The organism is Ramlibacter henchirensis (genome assembly GCF_004682015.1).
Lineage (GTDB): Bacteria > Pseudomonadota > Gammaproteobacteria > Burkholderiales > Burkholderiaceae_C > Ramlibacter > Ramlibacter henchirensis.
On sequence record NZ_SMLM01000001.1, the window covers coordinates 63,048 to 79,680 of the forward strand.

The 16,633-nt window shown below is 65.3% G+C and carries 14 protein-coding genes; 5 read left to right on the forward strand and 9 right to left on the reverse strand.

Going from position 1 to position 16,633, the window contains the following annotated elements:
- Window positions 1-8: 8 nt before the first annotated feature.
- From EZ313_RS00310 to EZ313_RS00340, 7 genes are all read right to left on the reverse strand, one after another.
- Complete coding sequence (locus EZ313_RS00310; protein ID WP_135261242.1) at window positions 9-884, reverse strand: GDP-mannose 4,6-dehydratase; 876 nt, start codon at window positions 882-884, stop codon at window positions 9-11.
- Window positions 884-1,939, reverse strand: a complete 1,056-nt coding sequence (gene gmd, locus EZ313_RS00315) for a GDP-mannose 4,6-dehydratase (RefSeq protein ID WP_135261243.1) — start codon at window positions 1,937-1,939, stop codon at window positions 884-886. The genes EZ313_RS00310 and gmd overlap by 1 nt, the downstream gene beginning before the upstream one ends.
- A 72-nt stretch (window positions 1,940-2,011) precedes the next feature.
- Window positions 2,012-4,513: a glycosyltransferase family 4 protein gene (locus tag EZ313_RS00320; RefSeq protein WP_135261244.1), complete on the reverse strand. Its 2,502-nt coding sequence runs from the start codon at window positions 4,511-4,513 to the stop codon at window positions 2,012-2,014.
- Window positions 4,510-5,730 carry an FkbM family methyltransferase gene (locus tag EZ313_RS00325; RefSeq protein WP_135261245.1) on the reverse strand — a complete coding sequence of 407 codons (1,221 nt, stop codon included), beginning with the start codon at window positions 5,728-5,730 and terminating at the stop codon, window positions 4,510-4,512. The genes EZ313_RS00320 and EZ313_RS00325 overlap by 4 nt, the downstream gene beginning before the upstream one ends.
- 11 nt (window positions 5,731-5,741) lie before the next feature.
- Window positions 5,742-7,031: an ABC transporter ATP-binding protein gene (locus tag EZ313_RS00330; protein WP_135261246.1), complete on the reverse strand. Its 1,290-nt coding sequence runs from the start codon at window positions 7,029-7,031 to the stop codon at window positions 5,742-5,744.
- Window positions 7,031-7,822, reverse strand: coding sequence for an ABC transporter permease (locus tag EZ313_RS00335; RefSeq protein WP_135261247.1), 792 nt, complete (start codon window positions 7,820-7,822; stop codon window positions 7,031-7,033). The genes EZ313_RS00330 and EZ313_RS00335 overlap by 1 nt, the downstream gene beginning before the upstream one ends.
- The gene (locus EZ313_RS00340; protein ID WP_135261248.1) at window positions 7,822-9,240 is read right to left on the reverse strand and encodes a mannose-1-phosphate guanylyltransferase/mannose-6-phosphate isomerase; all 1,419 of its coding nucleotides are present in this window, start codon (window positions 9,238-9,240) and stop codon (window positions 7,822-7,824) included. Before EZ313_RS00340 ends, EZ313_RS00335 begins: the two co-directional genes overlap by 1 nt.
- Before the next feature lie 190 nt (window positions 9,241-9,430).
- Between EZ313_RS00340 and EZ313_RS00345 the strand changes: the two genes are divergently transcribed.
- The 5 genes from EZ313_RS00345 to EZ313_RS00365 are packed head-to-tail and all read left to right on the forward strand — an operon-like array spanning window position 9,431 to window position 14,289.
- Window positions 9,431-10,540, forward strand: a complete 1,110-nt coding sequence (locus EZ313_RS00345) for a glycosyltransferase family 4 protein (protein WP_135261249.1) — start codon at window positions 9,431-9,433, stop codon at window positions 10,538-10,540.
- 25 nt (window positions 10,541-10,565) lie between these two features.
- Window positions 10,566-12,191, forward strand: coding sequence for a hypothetical protein (locus tag EZ313_RS00350; protein WP_135261250.1), 1,626 nt, complete (start codon window positions 10,566-10,568; stop codon window positions 12,189-12,191).
- A 1-nt stretch (window position 12,192) separates the two neighbouring features.
- Window positions 12,193-13,173 (forward strand): glycosyltransferase, encoded by a 981-nt coding sequence (locus tag EZ313_RS00355; protein WP_240788489.1) that lies wholly within the window; start codon window positions 12,193-12,195, stop codon window positions 13,171-13,173.
- Window positions 13,170-13,613 (forward strand): GtrA family protein, encoded by a 444-nt coding sequence (locus EZ313_RS00360; RefSeq protein ID WP_135261251.1) that lies wholly within the window; start codon window positions 13,170-13,172, stop codon window positions 13,611-13,613. The genes EZ313_RS00355 and EZ313_RS00360 overlap by 4 nt, the downstream gene beginning before the upstream one ends.
- Complete coding sequence (locus EZ313_RS00365; protein ID WP_135261252.1) at window positions 13,606-14,289, forward strand: class I SAM-dependent methyltransferase; 684 nt, start codon at window positions 13,606-13,608, stop codon at window positions 14,287-14,289. The genes EZ313_RS00360 and EZ313_RS00365 overlap by 8 nt, the downstream gene beginning before the upstream one ends.
- A gap of 25 nt (window positions 14,290-14,314) precedes the next feature.
- Here EZ313_RS00365 and EZ313_RS00370 read toward each other — a convergent pair whose 3' ends face one another.
- Both EZ313_RS00370 and EZ313_RS00375 read right to left on the reverse strand, forming a co-directional pair.
- Entirely contained in the window at window positions 14,315-16,435 is a 2,121-nt protein-coding gene (locus tag EZ313_RS00370; RefSeq protein WP_135261253.1) for a hypothetical protein, read from the reverse strand.
- Complete coding sequence (locus tag EZ313_RS00375) at window positions 16,432-16,614, reverse strand: hypothetical protein (RefSeq protein ID WP_135261254.1); 183 nt, start codon at window positions 16,612-16,614, stop codon at window positions 16,432-16,434. Before EZ313_RS00375 ends, EZ313_RS00370 begins: the two co-directional genes overlap by 4 nt.
- Window positions 16,615-16,633: the final 19 nt, after the last annotated feature.

Consider the following 16,633-nt stretch of genomic DNA (forward strand, 5'->3'; position numbering starts at 1 on the left):
CGGGCTGGTCAGTGCGCACGTTTGGAGTCACTCTGCGCGCGCGCCTCGCCGAGCATCCACGAGAGGGTGTCCTCGATCGGGTGCGTGGCCGGCTGCCCGACGGCCTCGACCAGGCGCGATGGGTCGCCGCTGAGCTCGTGGATCTCGTTGCGGCGCACGAGGGCCGGATCGACCTCGATCTCGATGGTGTGGTTCGACAGCCTGGAGAGCTCGGCGACCAGCTCCCGGATGCTGTAGGTGCGGGAGGAGCACACGTTGAAAGTGCCGAAGGCGGATGAATCCAGGAGCCGGAAGTACGCGTCGCACAGGAAGCGCACGTCGTTGTACTCGCGCCGGACGTCCAGGTTCCCCAGCTTCACCACCGGGGCGCGGCGGACGAAATGGTCCACGAGCTTGGGAACCAGGAAATCGGGGGACTGGCCCGGACCCGTGTAGTTGAAAGGCCGCGTCATCACCAGCGGGAGACTGCCGAACCGGGCGCGTGCCATGCACTCCATGGCCAGCTTGCTCATCGCGTAGTGGTTCACCGGCGAGGGCGGCTGTGATTCGGGGATCGGGGACTGCTCGCAGTTGCCGTAGACGTTGGCGCTGCTGGCCACCAGCACTTTTCGAAGCGGCTTGCCCCGCTTGTGCACAGCGTCCAGCAGGTTGAGCGTGCCGAACAGGTTCACGTCGTAGAAGGCCCGGTCGTCCGCATGGCCGACGAAGGCGATGCCGGCGAGGTGCACCACCGAATCGAAGTCCAGTGCGTCGACCTGCGCGGCCACGGCTTCGGCTTGCGTCAGGTCGCAATCCAGCGGCACCGCGGAGTGCCCGGCTGCTTGCGCGGCACGGATGAAATGCCGCCCCGTGAACCCGCGGGCGCCCGTCACCAGGATCTTCATCAGAACGAGAAGCCTTGCTCGTTGCGGCGCAGGTCCGCCTTGACCATCATGTCGCAGAGTTCTTCGAGCGTGGTCCTGGGCGCCCAGCCGAGCACCTTCTTCGCATGCGACGGATCGCCGATCAGCAGGTCCACTTCCGCGGGGCGGTAGTAGCGCGGGTTGATGCGAACCAGCGTCTTGCCGGTCTTGACGTCCACCGCGGCTTCGGACTCGCCCTTGCCCTTGAACTCCAGCTGGTAGCCGGCGGCCTTGAAGGCCATGATGACGAAATCGCGCACCGTCTCGGTCCGGTTGGTGGCCAGCACGAAGGTGTCGGGCTGGTCCGCCTGCAGCATGCGCCACATGCCTTCCACATACTCCTTCGCAAAGCCCCAGTCGCGCTTGGCGTCGAGGTTGCCCAGCTCGAGCACGTCGAGCTTGCCCAGCTTGATCTTGGCGACGCTGTCGGTGATCTTGCGCGTCACGAACTCACGCGCCCGCAGCGGCGATTCGTGGTTGAAGAGGATACCGCTGGTGCCGAAAATGCCGTAGCTCTCGCGGTAGTTGACCGTCATCCAGTGCGCATAGAGCTTGGCCACGCCGTACGGGCTGCGCGGGTAGAAGGGCGTGTCCTCCTTCTGCGGCACCGCCTGCACCTTGCCGAACATCTCGGACGTGGAGGCTTGGTAGAACCGGATCTTCGGATTCACCAGCCGGATGGCCTCGAGCAGGTTGAGTGCGCCGATGCCGGTGATCTGGGCGGTGGTGGTGGGCTGCTCGAAGCTGACGCCGACGAAGCTCTGGGCGGCGAGGTTGTAGATCTCGTTCGGGCGGATCTTCTGGACGAGCGAGAGGCTGTTCCCCAGATCCGTCAGGTCGTACTCGACAAGGTGCAGGCGCGGATGCGCCGACAGGCCAAGTTCCTCGAGGCGCCAGAAATTGACAGAGCTCGTGCGGCGGTAGGTCCCGAAGACTTCATAGCCCTTGTCGAGCAGCAGCTCGGTGAGGTAAGCACCGTCCTGGCCTGTGATCCCGGTGATCAGGGCCCTTTTCGAGTTGGTTCCTTGTGATTGCATTGGTGATCCTTTTCAAGATTATCTTGGTAGGGCGCACAGGCCCTGCTCAGCTGTTCAACTGTTCGCGCTGCCTCACTCAGCCCGCGCCTGCATGCCGATGGCACCAAGCAGTTGAAGTGCGCTCTCGCGCCAGGTCAATCGCGGCAGTCCCGACGATCCTGGCGCACTGCCGGATTCCAGCGCGACGAGCCACTTCCGGATCGCATCGGCCAGGACGTCCGGGTCCTTGCCGCTGAAGTACGTGGCATGCTCGCCCGCGACCTCCCGGAAGACCGGCAGGTCCCTTGCAAGGATCGGGATGTTGTGATCGGCCGCTTCGATCAGCGGCAGTCCGAACCCTTCGCCTTCCGATGCGGCAATCAGGCAGTCCGAATTGCGATAGATCAGCTCGAGATACTCGTCGCTGATGCCCCGCAACCAGAACAGACGCTTGCCCAGTTCAGGATGCGCCAGCAGGCGTGCGGCAAGCTCGTCGACCAGCCAGCCTTGCTTCCCGACGATGACGAGGTTGAAAGGTGCTCCCTGGTTCCAGAGGGACTCGAATGCCGCGAGCGTCTGCGCATGCCCCTTTCTCGGTTCGAGCGTGCCGACCATCAGGAACGTGGTGCCGGAGCCGAGCCGCCGGATCACGGATTCCGCGTCGTGCGGGAGACCGCGCGACGGCGCGCTGTTCGCGAGATCCGACCCGAGATGGAAGCTCCTGACGATCGGGGGAAGCATGGTCCCGTCAACGTGCCTCGGGATCCATGCCCGCACTTCCTCGGCGACAGCCTCGGAGATGCAGGCGAGCCCTGCCGCAGTCTGCGAGATATCGGCCAGCCAGCGCTTGAAGACATCGCCGGTGCCGCTTGGCCACCACTCCGGGTGCTCGGCCAGCAGGATGTCGTAGACGACGAAGTACAGCCGGACGCCGCGGTCGGCGAGGTGCTCGTGGACAGGGCGCAGGTTCTCGGTGAGGTGTGCGTTCAGGTCCAGCGCCAGGTAAACGTCTTCCTGATGGAAGTCGACGGGTTCGTCGTCTTGCGCAATGCCGTCTTCGGGGCGGACCCTTGCCCTGAACCTGTTGGCTGCGACGTACCTGGCGCCATCGAAGTAGATTGGCTGCACCGCGAAGCCGAAAGGCGGATTCGCCAGCAGTTCCAGCAGCAAGCTCCTGACGACCCGCTGGATGCCGGACCTCGCGTCCTCGTGCACGATCACGGACACGTCCAGGAACAGCTTGGGCTCGGCGGCGGGTCTCGCATTGAACGCGATGCAGTTCGCGACCTGGACCAAGTCCGCCGGCGTCGGCTTGACGCTGCTCGGGATGGCGGCAATCCGTTGGACGAGATCGGCTTCCGGCGCGGGCGCCGGGTTGGTCGCTTGGCCGGTCCGCTGTGCCAATTCTTCGAGGCCAGCCAGGCAAAGCCGGGCGGCGGAGTCCCACGAAAAGCGCTGCGCCTGCCGCAGCCCGTGCTCCCGAAGCGATTGCCGCAGGGCCTCGTCGGTCAGGACACGGCTCATCACAGCGGCGATGGACTCCGGGTTCGCTGGATCGAATACGGCGTCGTCACGGCCGATGACTTCGGGAACGCTGGACGTATTGGAGCCGATGACGGGGGCACCGCAAGCCATGGCTTCCAGTGCCGGCAGGCCGAAGCCTTCGTGCAGCGAGGGGAAGACGAAGAGGTCTGTCGTGCTGTACAGGTCGATCAGGGCATCGTCGTCGACATAGCCCGTCAACACGAGGTTGCTCGACAGCAAGCCGAGGCGCCACGCGAGGCGCTGGAGTTCCTGCGCGGGCGCGTCAGCGATCTTGCTCACGATGACGAGCTGGTAATCCTCTCGGAGCGGCTTCGGTAGCAGCGAATACGCCCTGATCAGCCGCTCGAAGTTCTTCCTGGCGTCGAAGCCTCCCGGGGCGTACAGGATGAACCGGCCCGTGATTCCAAGGCGCGCAGCCGTCTGCGGCGTTCGGTTCCGGGGTGCAACGAACCGGGCGTCCACGCCCGCGTAGATGGTCTTGACCTTCGCGGAAGGAAGGCCGAGGGAGCGGATCGCCTCGGACCGGCTGTGGTCCGAGATCGCAAGCAGCAGGCCTGCGTCGCGGAGCGTGTCCAGTTTCTCCTGGTAGTGCGCGCGTTGCCCGGGAGCAGTGAGGTAGTGCGCCGGGCTCAGGTGGGGAATGAGGTCGTAGAGGATGATCGCCGTGCGGTCGCTCAACCCCTTCGAGACGACCGCGTCGTCGAGATAGCCTTCGAACAGGCTGGTCACCAGCACCACGTCCGGCTGCAGGTCTTCGATGAAGGCGTCACGGAGGATCTCCGCCGCTTTCCGGCGCCATTCGTTCGCGCTCGAGTTCGCCCGCGTAGGCGCCGGCAATGACAGGAACCTGATGCGCTCGCGCGGGATCCGGCGCTCGAAATGGCGAACGAGCTGCCTCGACGCATGGGGCAGGCGCGCATTCAGGACCAGGATGACCTCATGACCGCGCGCGATCTCCGCGATCGCCGTAAGCAGGCCCAGGGAGTACCGTCCGATGCCCCTGTACCGGCTTTCGGATTGCGCACCCTGGAGGTCGACGACAACTCTCATCGTGCCGGACTATTGCCGCGCCCGACCCTGGACTGCAACTGCTCCAGGTAAGCGAGGCTCGCGGGGGAGGGGCTGTTCCAGGCTTGGTCGAGGGCTGAGGTCTGCGCACTCGGCTCCCTCAGCAAGCGGGTTTGAAGGCGCCGGAAGGGGTGGATCAGGCCCGTACGAGTGACCGCCGTGACCACGGCAGCCCGCGCTTTCGGATGCCGGTTGGCCACGGCCTGCGCCCGACGCGCCAGGCCGCGGATGCGACGGACGAGCCCCGGTCGCAAGCGGGCGGCCACCTCGCGCGGGCGGCCTCGCATCAGGTCTGCCAAGTCACGCAGCGGCCTGGTGACGCGCCAGGAGCGGCTCGCAAGCACTGCGGCCAAGTCGCCTTGTGCGATGGCGGCCTGTTCCTGCGCTGCAGAAAGCCTGTCCAGCAGATCGGCCTGCGCAGCTTCCAGCTGCCTGATTCGGTGCTGCGACGCCTGCTCGGCAGGTCCGTGAGCGATTTTCGTGTTCAGCTCGTCGATGGCCCGCAGAAGCTGGACTTCGGTGTTGGACATGAAGTGGTCCAGCACGCCTGGGGGATGGTTGAACGCGTCCACGATCGCCTGACGCTCGGCCGCCAGGTAGAAGCGATTGAGCCCGTCGAAATAGACGAAGGAATACCCCTGCCCAAGGATGCCGCCCTCCCACTCGGCGAAGCGCGGCTCTTGCGAAATCGGGTCCAAGGCTTCCACCACCAGGACCCACGGGCGGAACTTGCCCAGGCTGAGACCGCGAAGCACCTGCGCCTCGGCCCCTTCGACGTCGATCTTCAGGAAGTGAATTTCGGTGTCGGGAGCGTGCCGCCCCAACAGGGTATCGAGCGTGAGCTGCTCGACTTCATGCGTGCGGGCCTCTCCTTGGGCGACGTACTGCAGGCCAACGCCTGGATCCGAAGTCGACCAGCCGCGTGTCGCAGTTTCATAGAAGGTGATCGTCCCGTTGCAGTCGCCGACGGCGCACTTCAGATTGATGTCGCGTGAGCGCTCATGGGCCAGGCGGTCGTGGTATTCGTCGGACGGCTCGATGTTGATGCCATGCCACCCGCGGTCGTAGAAAAGCCGGGTGACGGAGTCTTCGGTCGGGTCATTCGCGCCGACGTCCACGTAGAAGCCGTTTTGAACGTTGCGCAGGGCGCGCCAGAGGACGATGTCCTCGTGGTTCTGCGAATAGGAGATGAGTTGCATGCTGGAAGCGGCTATCGCGTCAGTTGCCACTGCACTGCGGGACGGATGTTGACGATGCCCTCCCAAACGATGCTGGACGGATTGGGGAGGACATTGAACGAAAGGACATCGTGGAGATAACTCAGCGACTCCCGGAAGATGCCGCCGGCCGAGCCGCCGTTGGCCAGGCCGGTCGTGATCGTGTAATCACCTGGACTGAGGTCGACCGGGAAAGCAAACGCGACTTCCAGGAGCGCGCCGGGACCCGCTCCGCCGACAACCTTGCGCATACAGTATGTGTTCGATTCGAAGATCACGGCCCCGGTCCTGCTGCGGATCTTGAATCCGACATGCGGGTCATCCAGGGCCCGGTGAATCCGATAACGCAGCCGGAGCTCAAGCCTGGACTCACTGAGAACGACCGTAACCCGCTGCCCGTGCTCGTCGAGCAGCCGTGCGTCCACGCAAGTGACAGCCTCCGTCAGGAGGCTCCCGGTGCTTCCCTCCAGCTGCGCCTGCGACTGTTCCGCCGCAGCGGGCTCCGGGGCAACTTGCGCCGGCTTGATCTCGGGCCTGCTGCTGCCCTGATCTTGTGCAACCAGCATGTCCGCCTGATACAGGTTCACGGCCTGCTTGGGCGAGCCGTCATAGGCGATTGCGCCCGACCGCAGGTAGATCGCACGCGTGCAGACCTCCAGGATGGTCGACATCCCGTGGGTCACGAACAGCAGCGTCGTGCCCGCGGCGATGTACTGCTGAATGCGCTGATAGCACTTCTGCTGGAAATAGACGTCGCCGACGGCCAGCGCTTCGTCCACGATCAGGATGTCCGGCCGGCGCGCGACCGCGACCGCGAACGCCAGGCGCACCTGCATGCCGCTGGAGTACACCCGAACCGGCTGGTCGATGTAGTCGCCGATCTCCGCGAACGCCTCGATATCCGGCATGAGGCCGGCGATCTCTTCGACGCTCATCCCGAGCAGCTGCGCCGCCATGACGGCGTTCTGTCTCCCGGTGAAGTCCGGGTGGAAGCCCATGCCGAGCTCCAGGAGCGCTGCCACGCGCCCGGTGGTTCGCACCGATCCCGCCGTCGGCTGCACCGTGCCGGTGATGATCTTCAGCAGCGTGCTCTTGCCCGCGCCATTCACCCCCAGGATGCCGACCGCCTCGCCGGGGGAGACGGAGAAGTTCATGTCCCGCAGCACCCATTTGAGCGAGTGGCGAGGCTTATGGCCCGGCGTGACCCATTCGGCCAGCCTTGCCCAGCGCGAGGCGTATTGCTTGTACGCCTTCCCGAGTCCCTCGACGGTCACGCTGCCCATCAGAGTTCATCCACCATTTCGCCGGAGTTCCTGCGGAAGAGGCGCAAGCCGAGCATGCACAGGAGCACCGCCAGCACTGCTGTCGGTAGGAGCTGGCCCCAATGCGGCCACAGGCCCTGCGTGAAGATCCGTTGGTAGCCGGTGATCACGCTCGTGAGGGGGTTCAGGCTGATCAACCACTTCGCGCCCTCGGGCAGGGCTTCCACCGGGTACACGATAGGCGTCAACCAGAACCAGAACTGCAGCAGGATGCCGAAGAACTGGCCCACGTCGCGGAAGAAGACGTTCAGCACGCCCAAGGTGACGCCCAACCCAATGCCGAAGGCCACCTGCAGAAGCAACAGGGGCACGACGGCCAAGAAGGCCGGCCCCGGAAAGTTGCCAGTGATCAGCAGAAAGAGGCAGAACAGCCCGAACACGATGCCGAAGTTGATCAGTGCGTTGAGCAGGACGACCACGGGCAGGCACAACCGCGGAAAACTGAGCTTCTTGATCAGGTTGGCATGCTCGAGGAACATGTTCTGCGACCTGCTCGTGATCTCCGCGAACAAGCCCCACGTGAGGATGCCGGAGCAGAGATAGATGCTGTACGCAAACGTCGAATCGAGGCCGGGCACCCGGGCGCGCATCACCTGCGCGAAGATCACTGTGTAGACGACGATCATCGACAGCGGGTTCAGAACCGTCCACGCCGCTCCGAGGAGCGAGTTGCGGTACTTGGCCTGGAACTCGCGCCTGACGCTGCCCGCGACGAAGCCGCGGTAGGCCCACAGGGCCCGGACAATCCCCATCAAGCCCTGCCGTACGTGTCCGCAAGCCGGACGATGTCGTCCTCCCCGAGATACGCGCCGCACTGCACTTCCACGAGCACCAGCTCATCGCTGCCGATATTCGACAGCCGATGCTTTTCCTTGACGGGGATGTAGCGGTACTGCCCGGGCTCGGTGCGGAACTCGTTCTCGCCGATCTGCACCAGGGCGAGGCCCTGGACCACGACCCAGTGTTCCGCGCGCTGGTGGTGGTACTGCAGCGAGAGCGACTCTCCCGGCTTCACCGTGATGCGCTTGATCTTGTAGCCGGCCTCTTCCTTGAGGGTTGCGTACGTGCCCCAGGGCCGGTGCACGGCGGCGGGGAGTTGGGTGCTCTCGTGCCCGCGCGCCTTCAGGGTGTCGACGACCGACTTGATCTTCTGTGCGGCGGACTTGTGGGCCACCAGCAGTGCATCAGGGGTGTCGACGACCACCAGGTCCTTGACGCCGACCGTCGCCACGACCTTGGGCCCGTGGCTCTCGACCTGCACGTGCGTGCCTTGCGTTTCGACCGACACGACGTCGGCGATGAAAGTGTTGCCGCTGGCGTCCTCGGGATGCGCCTGCGCTACGGCCGGCCACGAGCCGACATCGCTCCAGCCGAACCGCGCCGGCACGACGGTCACGTTCCTGGCCTTTTCCATCACCGCATAGTCGATGCTGATGTCGGGCTGCAGTCCGAATTCGTGCGCATCGAAGCGGGTGACCTCGCCCGCGGCCTTGCTGGACTTCAGCGCCGCCTTGGCCGCGTGCAGTGCCCGCGGCGCGTGTTCCGCCAGCGCGTCGAGCATCGTCTGCGCCGTGAAGCAGAACATGCCGCTGTTCCAGTAGTAGCGGCCGGTCGCAAGGTAGCTTTGCGCGGTCGGCAGATCGGGCTTTTCCACGAAGCGCAGCACCGCCTGACTTTCGCGCACCACGTGCTCGACCTCGATGTAGCCGAAGCCGGTGTCCGGACCGGTGGGAAGGATGCCGAAGACGACCAGCTGCCCGCGCTGCGCGATCTCCGCCGCTTCGTTCGCACACGCGACGAAGGCTTCGGTGTCGGGAATGAGGTGGTCGGCCGGCAGCACGACCAGCACGGAGTCCGGCCCGTGCACCGCGGCGCAATGCAGCGCGGCCAATGCGATCGCGGGACCCGTGTTGCGGCCGTTCGGCTCCAGCAGGAAGTGCGTCCTGGGCGGGTCGGCCAAATTCTCGATGACGCCCTTCGTCAGGAACAGGTGGTCCTGGTTGGTGATCACCAGCAGCTCGTCGGTGCCGCAGGCCTGGCCACGGCAGATCGCCTGCGCGAGCAGGGTGGATCCCCCCAGCTTCATGAAAGGCTTGGGAAATGCCTGCCGGGATGCCGGCCACAGGCGCGTGCCGGCTCCTCCCGAGAGAACCACTGAAACGAGTTTCATGCTTGGTGATGACCTGAAAACAGGCTTGTTGTTGCGCTGCCGATTCTAGCCAGCGCATGGGCCACTCCCGGAGTGGGCGCTTAGAATGCGCGACCTCAACAGAAGCAACAGACGGCGTGTGATATGAGGCGATCTGGGCAGCCGTGTCGCGGCCCCTCTTGCTGGCGGGCGGAAGGGCGCAGCAGCTGACATGCTGGCTCTCCTGATTCTCTGCGCCTTCGTGTCGGCTGTCGCGTGCGCTTCGCTCGTGCGCTATGGCCGCCGCAGCGCGCGCCGCTACGCCATCGACATGCCCCAGCGATTCCACACCGGCCATGTTCCGCGGCTGGGTGGCGTCGCCATGATGCTGGCCTGCACCGCGGGCTGGATCTGGATGGGCGTTGCAGAGCGTTACCTTTCAATCCCGATCGGCATCGATTTCGCGCCGGAGTTGGCGCTGGCGTGGTGGATCGTCGTGCTCATCCCGGTTCTCGGCGGCGTGGCCGAGGACATCACGCATCGGCTGGGAGCACGCTGGCGGCTCGCGCTTTCCGCGGCCGCGGGCGTGGCGGCCGTTTGGCTGCTGGGCGTGCAGGTCCCGAGTCTCGGGCTGCCGGCCCTCGACGCCCTGTGGACCCAGTATCCATGGCCCTCCTTCCTGCTGGCGGCCTTCGCGGTGGCGGGCCTGCCGCACGCGTTCAACCTGATCGACGGCTACAACGGCCTGGCCGGTATCGTGGCCACCATCTGCTGCCTGGCGGTCGCGCACGTGGCCTTGCAGCTGGGCGACCGGCAGCTTGCCGCGATCATGCTGGTCCTTGCAGGGGCCACGGCGGGCTTCCTGCTGTGGAACTACCCGCGTGGACTGATCTTCGCCGGCGACGGCGGTGCGTATCTGTGGGGCGTGGTGATCGCAGTGGCGGCCATCCAGCTGGTGCAGCGGCATCCGCAGGTCTCGCCCTGGTTCCCCATGCTGCTGCTGATCTATCCCGTCTGGGAGACGGTCTTCTCGATCTACCGCAAGGCGGTACGCGGTCAATCGCCCGGCGTCGCCGATGCGCTCCACTTCCACCAGCTGATCTACCGCCGCATCGTCCGCGGCGTGTTCGACGACCACAACGAGGCGCGCCGCATGCTGATGCGCAACAACCGCACCTCGCCTTACCTGTGGGGATTCACACTGCTGACGGTCGTGCCGGCCGTCCTCTTCTGGCGGAACACGTACGTGCTGATCGCGTTTTGCCTGCTGTTCGTCGTCAGCTACATCTACGCGTATGTCAGCATCGTGCGGTTCAAGGTGCCGCGCTGGCTGCGCCGATAGCAGTTCTTTCCGCAGATGGGCAACCATGCAAATGGCGCCAAAGAATCCCTTCAAGAAATTCAGCCTTTTCGACGCGGACGCGCCACGTGCAGTCAACTGGCTGATCCTGCTGGCGCTGGCGATCGCCTTCTATCTGGCTTATTCGGGCCACGCTGCGGCCCCTGGAGCCGACCGTCCGCATCCCGAGGGCTGGTTCGGCTGGGCCGACCAAGGCGAGTACCTGAAGGCGGCGAAAGCCTTCGCGCGGATGGAGTTCGGCCCGCAGGTCTATCTCCCGGGCTACTCCCTGACGGCAGTGCCATTCGTGTGGGCCGGCCTGGAAGACCCGTTCGCGCTCGTCAATGTCGCCTGTTTTCTCCTGTTCTTCTGGTTCTTCCTCGAGTTCGGCAAGAGCTACGTCGGTTGGCTGCCCTCGCTGCTCGTCGTAGGGGCTTCGCTGTTCTGGGTTCCAGAGCTCATGCAGTTGTGGGTGGAGCCGTGGACGACGTCCCTCGTCGCTCCTCTTTACGCATGGCTGTTTTTGCAATGGGAGCGCAGCCGCAAGGACGGCGGCCCGGCGGGACGCGGACGAGTGGTTGCCATGGGGTTGGTGGGCGGCGCCGTCCTGTGCACGCGTCCACCGGAGGCCGTCATCCTGGTCCCGTATTTCGTCGCATTTCTCGCGCTGCAACTCGTAACCGGCAGCCGAACAGGCAATCTGCCTGCAGCAGTGCGCAATTGCGTGCTGCTGGTCATTGCAGGTCTGCTTGGAGTGGCGTTCTTCCTGGGTTCCAACCTGGTGATGCACGGGAACGTCCTCGGCTACTACGTGCAGCAACCGACCACCAGCAACGGCTTCAATGCGATGGACCTGGCCGAGAAGCTTGTGTCGTTGTTCCTGGACGCGGGCGCGCTCTACCTTTCCGGGGAAGATGCCATCCTTCGCCGCTTGCCGTGGCTTGCCTTGGGTGTTCCTGCATTCTTCTATGTGCTGTGGTACGGGCCGTCCACCTTGCGCATCCTGGTGGTCACCATCCTGTTGCAGCTCGCCATCTATGCCTGCTTCGTCGATCTCCTTCCGACGGGCGTGTGGATGTACCACAACATCCACTATTTCAAATGGATGATTCCTTTCATCGGTCTCATTGCGCTGGCTGCGCTGTTCGACGTCGTACGCAGCAGTACGCCGCGGAGGCGTCGTGTCGCGTACCTGGGATTCTGTGCCGTTGCGTGGGCGCTTCTTTCGGCACGCATCGTCCTGATCGACGAAACGCGCGTGTGGAAAGCGAGCTTCACCAGTTCGCAGCGACAGGGCGTTCACTTGATTGCCCCGGGTACTGGTGGATGGCTGGATCTCGTGTACCTGGAGTCGTTGCACGGCTCCTTCCACCAGTCGTACTTCGGCTTCAAGAACAGGGTCGTGGTCGACGGAGTCGAATTGCGCTATTTGTTCGATTTCAGATTTCTTCCGGCGCCTTCCGGCGTACGACTGATGTTCGTGAGGCCGGTGTTCGCGAAAGAAGTTCTGATCGAACCGAAGGAGCTTGCGTTCGCTGCTGAGCCGCTTCGGATTCGTGTGTTCCATTACAGGTTTGGTTTGGGCCGGCCGGCCTGGATCGGACGCTATGTCCAGAAGATCAAGACCAGCACAACAGCTGCAGTAGAGGGATGAGATGAACAGTGCGTTGATGCATCGGGAACCCGCAGTGGCGGTGGTGCTCCCGGCCTACAACGAAGAGGCAACGATCCGAGACACCATCCAGGGCTTCTCCGCGGCGTTGCCGAAGGCCCGCATCGTTGTGATCGACAACAATTCCAGGGACGCGACTGCGGCGGTTGCAAGGGAAACTCTGCTGCAGCTGGGGGCGGATGGCCTGGTGATCAGCGAGGTGCGGCAGGGCAAAGGCAACGCCGTGCGCCGGGCTTTTCTGGAGGTGGACGCGGATATCTACATCCTCTCCGATGCAGACCTGACGTATCCGCCCGAGAGAGCCATCGACCTGCTGCGTCCCATCATTGAAAACCGTGCGGATATGGTGGTCGGCGATCGACATTCGGGCGGCGAGTACGCGCGAGAGAACAAGCGTTCGTTGCACGGTTTTGGGAATCGGCTGGTCCAGCAGCTGGTGAACTCGCTTTTCAACGCGAAGCTCGTCGACATCATGAGCGGGTACCGCGCCTTCAGCCGCGAGTTCGTGAAGAACTATCCCATCCTTGTCGAAGGTTTCGAAGTCGAGACGGATCTGACGCTGCATGCCCTGCACCGGCGATACCGCGTAATGGAAGTGCCCATTGAGTATCGGGACCGCCCGGCGGGCAGCGTTTCCAAGCTGAATACCGTCCGCGACGGAGCGAAGGTGCTGTTCACGATCGCCCAGATCCTGCGTTATTACCGGCCGCTCTTCTTTTTCGTGCTCCTCGCGGTGTGTTTCTCCGGCCTGGGGCTGATTGCGGGCTACCCCGTGATCGACGAATACATCCAGACGCAGTTCGTGAGCAGGCTGCCGCTGGCCGTTCTGGCGACGGGCTTGCAACTGGTCGCGGTGATCAGTCTTGCAATCGGCTTGATCCTGGATGCCGTTTCGCATCAGCAGGCATTCAATTACGAACTGGGGCTGCTCCGATACAGGAAGTCGGCGCCGAGTCGGCCGTGAGCGTGCTTCGATACTGGAACGGCAGCCGTGATCTCATGGCGACAGTAAAGCTCGATCAACTCCTGCGGTTCGCCGTGGTGGGGGCCTTCGGATTCGTGGTGGACGGCGGCTTGCTGACGGTGCTTCTTTCCAACGAGTGGAACCTGTTCGCGGCTCGCGCGCTGTCGTTCTCTGCCGCCGTGTCCTCCACGTGGTTCCTGAACAGGCGATGGACGTTCATCTCCGCGGCCGCGGCCGTGCCCAGGAATGCGTACATGCGCTACTTCGGGGTTCAACTTGCCGGCGCGGCGCTGAATCTGTCCATCTTCTTCGTGCTGGTACTGCTGATCCCGCATCTGAAGTCCGTGCCGCTGGTGCCTCTGGCCTTTGGTGCTGCTGTTTCGCTGATGTTCAACTACTTGGTCACCAAGTACCTCATTTTCCGGGAGAAGCATGGCTGAATACTCAGGGAAAGATAACCTGACCGTCATGGAAGGGGCCACGAACTACAACGAGTTCCTGCTGCGCCTGGTCAAGGAAGATGCGCAGCCGGGCAGGCGCATCGTGGACTTTGGAGCGGGCGCCGGTACGTTCGCGGCCCCGCTCTCGTCGATGGGATTTGACGTGACGTGCGTCGAGACGGATCCGACCCTGGGCGAGATGTTGCGAGGAAAAGGGCTTCAGGTCCTTCCCGGACTGGACGAAGTCGGCGAGGAGAGCGTCGACTACCTCTACTCGCTCAATGTGCTCGAGCACATCGAGGACGACGAGGCCATTCTTCGGCTATGGCACAGAAAACTGCGCAAGGGCGGGAAGTTGCTGGTTTACGTGCCTGCCTTCCAGTCCCTGTTCACGAGCATGGACAGGAAGGTGGGCCACTTCCGCAGGTACACGAAAGGGGAACTGTGCAGCCGGCTGCGCTCGACCGGCTTTCAGATCCGGGATGCGGGCTACGCGGACAGCGTCGGATACGCGGCCTCCCTCGTCTACAAGCTTACCGACCGCGGTGAAGGTGACATCAACCCGACCATGCTGCGTACCTACGACCGTCTCGTCTTTCCCGTCAGCCGGCTGCTCGACAAGGTCGCGCATCCGCTTTTCGGCAAGAACGTGTTCGTGCGCGCTCTTCGCGCATAGTCCGACGACCTGAGCGCCGCCTCCGCTAATTCCCTGGCTGCCCAAGCGCCCCTGCAGCACTGCGCAACTGCACACACCGCTGCACCAGCGCGTTGTGCCACTGCGTCAGCGTCAGCGCCACTTCGTCATCGTGCCGCGGCGGGCTCTGCGACATGAGCAGCTCCGCGCAGTTCTCGCGCCGCAGTTGCGGCCCGACGGTCGTCAGGTAGCGCTCCATGGCCAGCATGCTGCTGTCCGGCAGGTGGGAGCGGTAACGGTCCACTTCGCGCGCCATGCGCTCCCAGCCACGCGCAGCCGGGTCGGCGGCCAGCGCGCCATCGGCCACGGCGATATAGCGCTCGGCGTTGCGTGAGAGCGCCTCGATCTGCCGGAACTGGCCGCCCACGAAATTCGGCAAGCCGGCGGTGTCGGCCACGCCCAGCGCGCGCAGCAGGGGCGCGGGCTCGCCGCGCCACCAGCTGAAATCGCCGACACGGGCGGAGAACAGCGGCAGCATCCGCACTTCCTCCCGGGCCCGCGCCAGCCGCGAGCCGAGTTCCGCGGCTTGCTGCGTGCCCAGCCGCTGCGCGAGGTCGGCGGCGCCCAGCGTCACCAGCATGCCGCGCACCTGGGCCAGCTTCTCTCGTTGCGCCCGGAACGCGGTGGCATCGAATGGCGCGCGCACGTCCTGCGGGAGCGACGCACGGATCGCATTGGCGGCCGCATCGTGCGCCAGCAAGGCGAGGCGCGCGTCGATGAGGCGCGCGACAGACGGCCGGGCGAAATCGGGCAGCGCGGGCAGCACGTCGCGGCGCAGCCGCCTGCGCGCGTCCATCACCCCGAGCGCTTCTTCGAAGGAGGCCGGCGCCGGTGCCAGGGTGCCGTCACCGCGCAACCGCATGACGGGCTCCTGCAGCAACAAGGCCAGCCCGTTGCGCAGGGCGGCGCGCTGCGGCGAGAGCTGGTAACGGCCCTGGGCCTCGTTCCACACCAGGCCGGGCTCGCCTTGGCGGCCGAACAGCGCGTCGAACTGCCGGCGGAACCGAGTGAAGGCCGCCTCGGATTGCGCGCGCGCCTGCTGCACGACCTCGGGCCCGAGCAGCGCCATGCCAGCGGCCTGGTCCATCAACGCCTGGTGCGCGGGCCCCGTGGCCAGACGGCCTTCACGCATCCAGGCGGTGCCGCCGCGCGCCAGCAGCGCTTCCTGCTGCTGCATCAGCGTGAGCACGGACGAGAGGCGCTGCAGGCCCACGACAAAGGGCTCCTGCCGTCGCAGCTCGAACATGCCCGCGCTGCGGTCGAGCAATGACTGCTCCAGCGCCAGCAGTTCGTTCTGCGCGAGCAGCCGCGCGTCCAGGGCCGCCGAGCCCTGCAGCAGCGTGCAACGCGCCGCGGCCTGCATCGCGGTAACCAGCTGCGAAGGCGGCGCACCGCCGGCGCGGCTGATGGCGTTGAAGAGTTCGACGCTGCGCGTGAGCGGCCCGGGCAGGTCGGCATCGAGCGTGTAGCGCACCAGCCGCCGCAGGTGGACGATGCCTTGCGCGCCCGGATCCTGGTGCAGCGCCTGCCAGGCCTGCACGGCCGACTCCAGCTCGCCCAGCGATCCGATCCAGTCGCGCAGCGCCGCGAATTCGGGCTGGTTCTCGGCGGTGTTGCCGGGCGCGGTGGACGCGCGCGAGGGCGCCGGCGCGCCGCATTCGATCGGCTCGCGCAAGGCCGCGCCGCCGGGCGCGAGGGGTGCGCCCGTCAGGCGTGCGGCGCGGGCGAGCAGTTCGCGGCGAAGGGTGTCCAGCACGATGTCGGCGAACTCGCGTTCCATGCGCTCGGCCAGGCGTTCCTCGAGGTCGTCGAAGTAGTTCCAGGAGCCGGGAACGGACAGCGTCCACCAGGTGTCGCGGCGGACTTTTTCCAGCGCGGCGAGCAGCCCCAGCGCCTTGCGCCGGTACCACTGCGGATCGATCTGGTCGCGCTGCGACACGCGCGCGCGGAACTCCTTGTCGGCCTCCAGCTGCATCAGCGTGCGCGTCAGCTGCGCCTGCCAGTTTTCGAGCTGCACGGTCGCGCCGACGAGGCCCAGGAACCACGCGACCAGCAACGCGATGGCGACCTGCCGCGCATCGATGCGTACCGCGCGCAACCGCGCGACCACCCGCCGCCAACCGCTCATCCCTGGCCTCCGCCGGCAGCCGGGGCATCCAGCAGTCTGCGCACCGGCCAGGTCTCCCACCACCACAACGCCTGCGAAAGCGCCAGCAGGACCAGCGCGGCGACCAGCACGCCTGCCCAGCGCGCGGCGAACCGGCGGATGCGGCCGTGCGGCCGATCGGGCGGTGTTGGTGGTTGCAACGTGGTTCCCTCCGGCCTG